Origin of the sequence: Arthrobacter sp. GCM10027362 (genome assembly GCF_042679445.1) — a bacterium.
Lineage (GTDB): Bacteria > Actinomycetota > Actinomycetes > Actinomycetales > Micrococcaceae > Crystallibacter.
Window position 1 is genome coordinate 1 of record NZ_JBHTML010000212.1, and the last position, 6,445, is coordinate 6,445.

Annotated in this window: 7 protein-coding genes; 2 read left to right on the forward strand and 5 right to left on the reverse strand. The window is 69.0% G+C overall.

The annotated features are described in order from the left end of the window. On the reverse strand, positions 1–664 hold a 664-nt coding region (locus ACFQ36_RS19775), incomplete at its 3' end, for a hypothetical protein (RefSeq protein ID WP_377016755.1). Between the two features lie 227 nt (positions 665–891). Here ACFQ36_RS19775 and xseA point away from each other — a divergent pair. Next, entirely contained in the window at positions 892–2,172 is a 1,281-nt protein-coding gene (gene xseA / locus ACFQ36_RS19780; protein ID WP_377016757.1) for an exodeoxyribonuclease VII large subunit, read from the forward strand. A 68-nt stretch (positions 2,173–2,240) separates the two neighbouring features. After that, on the forward strand, positions 2,241–2,489 hold the full coding sequence (locus ACFQ36_RS19785; protein ID WP_377016759.1) for an exodeoxyribonuclease VII small subunit: 249 nt from the start codon (positions 2,241–2,243) through the stop codon (positions 2,487–2,489). Positions 2,490–2,498: 9 nt separating this feature from the next. Here the strand turns inward: ACFQ36_RS19785 and ACFQ36_RS19790 are convergent, their stop codons facing one another. The 4 genes from ACFQ36_RS19790 to ACFQ36_RS19805 are packed head-to-tail and all read right to left on the reverse strand — an operon-like array spanning position 2,499 to position 6,391. Beyond that, positions 2,499–3,350: a PPK2 family polyphosphate kinase gene (locus tag ACFQ36_RS19790; RefSeq protein ID WP_377016762.1), complete on the reverse strand. Its 852-nt coding sequence runs from the start codon at positions 3,348–3,350 to the stop codon at positions 2,499–2,501. Between the two features lie 54 nt (positions 3,351–3,404). Next, positions 3,405–4,619 carry a pyridoxal phosphate-dependent aminotransferase gene (locus ACFQ36_RS19795; protein ID WP_377016764.1) on the reverse strand — a complete coding sequence of 405 codons (1,215 nt, stop codon included), beginning with the start codon at positions 4,617–4,619 and terminating at the stop codon, positions 3,405–3,407. A gap of 48 nt (positions 4,620–4,667) precedes the next feature. Continuing rightward, positions 4,668–5,660: an ABC transporter substrate-binding protein gene (locus ACFQ36_RS19800; protein ID WP_377016766.1), complete on the reverse strand. Its 993-nt coding sequence runs from the start codon at positions 5,658–5,660 to the stop codon at positions 4,668–4,670. Continuing rightward, positions 5,657–6,391 (reverse strand): ABC transporter permease, encoded by a 735-nt coding sequence (locus tag ACFQ36_RS19805; protein WP_377016768.1) that lies wholly within the window; start codon positions 6,389–6,391, stop codon positions 5,657–5,659. The genes ACFQ36_RS19800 and ACFQ36_RS19805 overlap by 4 nt, the downstream gene beginning before the upstream one ends. Positions 6,392–6,445: the final 54 nt, after the last annotated feature.

Below are 6,445 nucleotides of genomic sequence, written 5' to 3' on the forward strand. Positions count from 1 at the left end.
GGCCGGCCAGCGCCGGCAGCTGCCCGGCTGCGGCCCACAACAGAAGCCCGGCGGCCGCTGTCCCGACCCCCAGCCATATGACCGCTGCCGCCCTGCGGTCCGCCAGCAGGACCGCTCCCACGGCTGCCACCACCGCACCGGCTGCCAGCCAGGGCCACGCCGCGGCCGTCCTGCCGGCCGCGGCCACGTAGCCGTTGAGTTCGGCATTGCCGAAATGGACCGCCCGGTCAGCCACGGCGGGCGCCTCGGCACCGAGCCTGTCCGCCACTTCCCGGGCTACCAGGCCCGCCAGCGGCGCCAACTGCACGGCCAGATCCGGATGCTCCGGGTCGGCCAGACTCAACCGATGGGACCGGGCCGCGGTTTCGCGCCAGACCCGTTCAAAGCCGTCCAGCTCCGTCAGCCGGCCGGTCACCTGTTCGATCACGTGTTTGGCCAAGGCATCGATGGCGGGGCCTGCATTCAGCTGCCTGCCCACGTCCCGGGCAACCGCCGTCGAGAGCGCGGAACGGAACTGCGGATCCTCCACCATCGGCTCCGTGAAGGACACGAACCCCGCCTCGTCGAAGACGTTCTGCTGCAGCCACGCGGCCGGCAGCGCGCCGGCGGCCAGCAGCACAGCCACCAGCCCCAGAACGGCGGCGAACACGCTGCGCAGGGACATCGGCCTCCTCCATCCGTCGCCGTCCGGCCCGGGCCCCGGGCCCCGGGCCGTGAACGGTGCCGCCGACCCTGCAAAGCACATTAGGGCACATCCTTTGTCCGCAACAGCTGGTATGAATGAAAGGAATCTTCGAACACCTGCCAGCCTGCCTTCGACCTGCCGCACCACCGGTGTGCATCCCGAAGGCAGCAAGCAGCGCCGGCCGGCAGCTGCGGAAAGGGGCCTGCATGAGCCAGGACCAGTCATGGCCCGCGAGCGGGGCCGGAATCGCCGAGGCTCCGGCCCAACGCACCACCCTGCCCCCAACTGCGTCGCAGACCTCGCCGGAGAACCCTTGGCCGCTGCGCCTGCTCTCCGAGAAGCTGAAGGCGCATATCGACCGGGTCCCGCCCACCTGGGTGGAGGGCCAGGTGATCGAACTGAACCGCCGCAACAGCGTCACCTACCTGACCCTGCGCGACACCGATGCCGAGGCGTCCTTCAGCCTGGTCGCGTGGGGCAATGTCATGTCCCGCCTGGAGGTGCCGCTGCAGCCCGGTTCCCGCGTGGTGGCCCAGATCAAGCCGGACCTGTACGTCAAGACGGGCAGGCTGTCGATGCAGACCCGGGACATCCGCCCGGTGGGACTCGGGGACCTGCTGGCCCGGCTGGAACGGCTGCGCCAGGCCCTGGCGGCCGAGGGCCTGTTCGCCGACGCGCGCAAGAAGCGGCTGCCGATGCTGCCGCACCGGATCGGGCTGATCACCGGCCGGGATTCGGACGCGATGAAGGATGTCATTCGCAATGCCTCGCTGCGCTGGCCGGCGGTAGCCTTCGAAGTGCGCGAAGTCGCCGTCCAGGGCGTCACCGCCGTGACGCAGGTCATGCAGGCCCTGGCCGAGCTCGATGCAATGGCCGAAGTGGACGTCATCGTGATTGCCCGCGGCGGCGGCTCGCTGGAGGACCTGCTGCCCTTCAGCAGCGAGGAACTCGTCCGCGCCGTCGCGGCCGCCAGGACCCCGGTGGTCAGTGCCATCGGTCATGAGGCGGACCGCCCGCTGCTCGATGACGTGGCGGACCTGCGGGCTTCCACCCCCACGGATGCCGCCAAGCGGATTGTGCCGGACGTGGGCGAGGAACTGGAGCGGATCGCCCGGGCCCGGGCGATGCTCTCACGCAGTGTGGAAACCATGATCCGGCATGAGAGCGAACGGCTGGCAGCCGTGCGCTCACGGCCGGTGCTGGCCAACCCGCACGGCATGATCCAGGCCCGGGCCGAGGAACTGCAGCGGCTCAGCGCGCGGGCCTACAACTGCATTTCCGCCGCCGTGGACCGGGACCGTGACCGGATCGTGCACCTGCGGGCCCAGGTCCGCGCGCTCTCACCGCAGAACACCTTGGACCGCGGCTACGCCGTCGTCCAACTGCCGGACGGCGCGGTGCTGCGCGATGCGCAGGATGCCCCGCCCGGAACCCGGCTCCGGGTGCGCGTAGCTGTCGGCGAACTGGCCGCCGACGTCGTGCCGTGAGCTGACGGCCTTGGACACCGGAAGCGATATCCAGCAATGCCGCGGCAGCGGCGGAAGATGAGGAACCGATGAACGAACAGTCCGGCACCGGCAGCACTGCCATGAGCGAAGAGATTGCGGCAATGAGCTACGAGCAGGCCCGGGAGGCGCTGGTCGCCGTCGTCACCGCGCTGGAAGCGGGCGGCGCCAGCCTGGAAGAGTCGCTGGCCCTCTGGGAACGCGGCGAGGCCCTGGCCGCGCGCTGCGAGGCCTGGCTCGAGGGGGCCCGCCGGCGGCTGGACGCTGCCCGCCCGGCCCAGGACCAGTCCGGCAGCTGAGCGCCCCAATCAGGAGCCCGCCAGTCGCTGCTTCTCCAAATCGACATCGAAGTGCGCTGCCGGCCACTGCGGGTTGATCTCCTGCAGGGCGTCCAGCAGCAGCCGCTGGACGGCCAGCCGCGCGTACCACTTCCTGTTTGCAGGCACCACAAACCACGGGGCGTACGCCGTCGAGGTGCGCTCCAGCGCAATCTGGTAGGCGTGCATGTACTCGTCCCAGAACCGGCGCTCGTCGACGTCGCCGGGGTTGTACTTCCAGTACTTGTCCGGCCGGTCCAGCCGTTCCTGCAGGCGGGCCCGGCCTTCCTCCCGGCTGATGTGCAGCATGACCTTAACGATCCTCATGCCCCCGCCGACCAGACGGGACTCGAAACCGTTGATCATCCCGTAGCGCGCTTCGACTTCCGCCAGCGGGCTGAGTCCGCGCACCCGATGGACCAGGACATCCTCGTAATGGGAGCGGTCGAAGCAGCCGATCAGGCCGTACCCGGGCAGCTGCCGGGCCACCCGCCACAGGAAGTCGTGCATTAGTTCCTCGCCGGCGGGCTGCTTGAAGGCATGGTGCCGGATCCCCTGCGGGTCGACCGCGCCGATGACGTGCCTGACGATGCCGCCCTTGCCGGAGGTGTCCATGCCCTGCAGGATCAGCAGCACCGCATCCCGCGCCCCCGAGCGGGAAGCCGCGAAAAGCCGTTCCTGCAGTTCGGAAAGCTGACCGTCGAATGCGGCCAGCAGCCGGCTGCCATCTACCTTGTTGCCCTCGAACCCCGGGGTGGAATCCGGGTCGATGGCGGTCAGGTCGAAGCCGTCCCCCACCCTCAGAAGGGTGTGCGGGCTCTGGGTGAAAGCGGCGGCAAGCATGCTGGCCATCCTCCCTTCCGGCGGCCGGAGGCGCCGGCCGCAGCTGACCGGATTCTACACGCGCTGCCCCGCGAGGAACTCGGCAATGCGGCCGACGGCTTCTTCGAGCAGCTCGACGTTGGGCAGTGTGACGAGCCGGAAATGGTCCGGCTTGCCCCAGTTGAAGGCCCGGCCATGCGAGATCAGGATCTTCTGCTCCTTGAGCAAGTCCAGCGCGAACGCCTCGTCGTCCTGAATCGGGTAGACCTCCGGGTCCAGCTTCGGGAACAGGTAGAGCGCGCCCCGGGCCTGCTGGGTGCTTACCCCCGGGATCTCGTTCAGCAGCTTGTAGGCCAGGTTGCGCTGCTCCAGCAGGCGTCCGCCGGGCAGGATCAGGTCGTTGATGCTCTGGTAGCCGCCCAGCGCCGTCTGAATGGCATGCTGGGCCGGAACATTCGCGCACAGGCGCATGTTGGTCAGCAGGTTGATGCCCTCGATATAGTCCGCCGCCAGGTGCTTCGGTCCGGAGATGGCCATCCAGCCGCTGCGGAAGCCGCACACCCGGTAGGCCTTGGACAGGCCGCTGAAGGTCAGGGTCAGGACGTCGTCGGACAGCAGCGCGGTGTTGAGGTGCACCGCATCCTCGTACAGGATCTTCTCGTAGATTTCGTCGGAGAAGACAACCAGGTTGTGCCGGCGGGCCAGTTCCAGCATGCCCTCGAGGATGTGCCGCGGGTAGACCGCGCCGGTGGGGTTGTTCGGGTTGATGATCACCAGGCCCTTGGTGTTGGGCGTAATGTTGCGTTCGAGGTCCTCCAGGTCCGGCAGCCACCCCTCCTCCTCCACGCACTGGTAGTGGATGGGGTGGCCGCCGGCCAGGGACACCGACGCGGTCCACAGTGGATAGTCCGGGGCGGGGATGAGCACCTCGTCCCCATTGTTCAGCAGGGCCTGCAGGCTCAGCGTGATCAGCTCGCTGACCCCGTTGCCCAGGTACACGTCGTCCACGCCGATGTCCTGGATGCCGCGGGTCTGATAGTACTGCGAGACCGCGGTGCGGGCCGAGAAGATGCCGCGGGAATCGCTGTAGCCCTGGGCCGTGGGCAGGTTGCGGATCATGTCCACCAGGATGGCATCAGGCGCCTCGAACCCGAAGGGCGCCGGATTGCCGATGTTCAGCTTGAGGATGCGGTGCCCCTCGGCCTCCATCCGCTGGGCATGTTCAAGCAGCGGCCCGCGGATGTCATACAGAACGTTGTGCAGCTTGTTGGACTGCTTGAATTGGACCATTTACACAGTTTCGCATACCGTCCGGACAGCGCGGCGTGCTCGGCATCCCTACTTCGTGAAGCCGTTCGCCGCCAGCCAGTCGGCGGCGGCGTCCGCGGGGCTGCGCTTTTCGTCCCCGCTGACCTGCCGGTTCAGGTCCACCAGATCCTTGGTGGTCAGTTCGGCCGAGACCTTGTCCAGCACCGCGGCCGCTTCCGCGCCCACCTTGTCCGCATTGACCAGCGGCACCACCTGCTGGGCAATGAAATTGTCCTTCGGATCGTCCAGGACCACCAGGTCATTGTCCTCGATGGACGGGGTGGTGGTGTAGATGTCCGCCACCTGGATCTTGTCCGTCAGCAGCGCTTTCAGCGTGGTGGGACCGCCGTAGTCGTTAATCGGCTCGAAGCCCTTGGGCACGCAGTCGTACTTGGCTTTCAGCCCCGGCAGCCCGTATTCGCGTTCCCGGAACTCCGGATTGGCGCCGATGGTCAGCTGGTCACAGACCTTGGCCAGGTCCTCGATCGAGGCCAGCTTGTACTTCTGAGCGGTGGCCTTGGTAACCACCATCGCGTCCTTGCTTTCGGCCGGGGCTGCCTTGAGTACCTTCAGCCCCTCCGGCAGCACGGCCGGCAGGGCAGCCATCACATCCGGTGCCGAGGCGGCGGTGGCCTTGCCGTCCAGGAACAGCAGCAGGTTGCCGCTGTAGTCCGGAATCACGTCCACGGAGCCTTCCTCCACGGCCTTGACATAGACCTCGCGGGAGCCGATGCCCGGCTTGGTGGAGACCTCGATGCCGGCCGAGCGCAGCGCGCCCGCATAGATCTCCGCGATGGTCCGGCTTTCCGTACTGCCGCTTGAGCCGACCACCAGCGGCGCCGCCGTGCCGCTGGCTGCCGGCTGTGCCGAACCGTTCTCCAGCGGATTCGAGTTCGCGCCGCAGCCGGCCAGTGCCAGCGCCAGCGAGGCTGCCGCCGCGAGCGCAGGCAGCCCGGCGGAGGCCGCCGGCGCCCGCCTGCGCGTGCTCCGCGGGCGGAAGCAGTGAAGGACCGGGATCTTCATGGGATTCTCCTTAACCTGCCGGCGCCCTGCGCGCCGGCATCCGTGGTTTTCCGGACCTGGCCGGACCGGGACGTTTGCAGCCCTGGCGAGACCGCCAGCCGCTGGACGAGGGCAAGCAGCCCGTCCACGGCGAGGGCCAGGACCGCGATCAGGACGGCCCCGGCGAGCATGCGCACCGGGTCGCGGACGGCCAGCCCGTCGATCAGGAACCGGCCAAGCCCGCCCAGATTAATGTAGGCGACCACGGCGACGGTGGCGATGACCTGCAGCACGGCGGCACGGACCCCGCCTAGCAGCACGGGCAGGGCGTTGGGCAGTTCCACCCGGGACAGGATCTGCCATTCGGTCATCCCCAGCCCCCGCGCCGCGTCCACCAGCTGGCGGTCCACCGCGGCAATGCCGGCGTAGGTGCCGGCCAGCAGCGGCGGGATGGTGAGGATGACCAAGGCGAAGACCGGCGGCAGCAGCCCGATGCCGAGCAGGAGCACGAACAGGGTCAGCAGCCCGAGCGTGGGCAGGGCCCGGAGCGCGCCGGCCGTGGCGACGACGGCGACCCGGCCCCGACCCGTGTGCCCCACGTACATCCCCAGCGGCACCGCGACCACCGCGGCGATCGCCAGCGTCAGGGCACTGTAGTACAGATGCTCGCCCAGCCGGGCCGGCACGCCGCCGGGCCCGGACCATTGGTCCGGGTCGGCGAACCAGGCGGCGACCTGCTCAAGAAGGTTCACGGCAGCACCGCGGTTTCGGCGGCGTCGGGCCGCTGCCCGGGCCCGGCAGCGGCC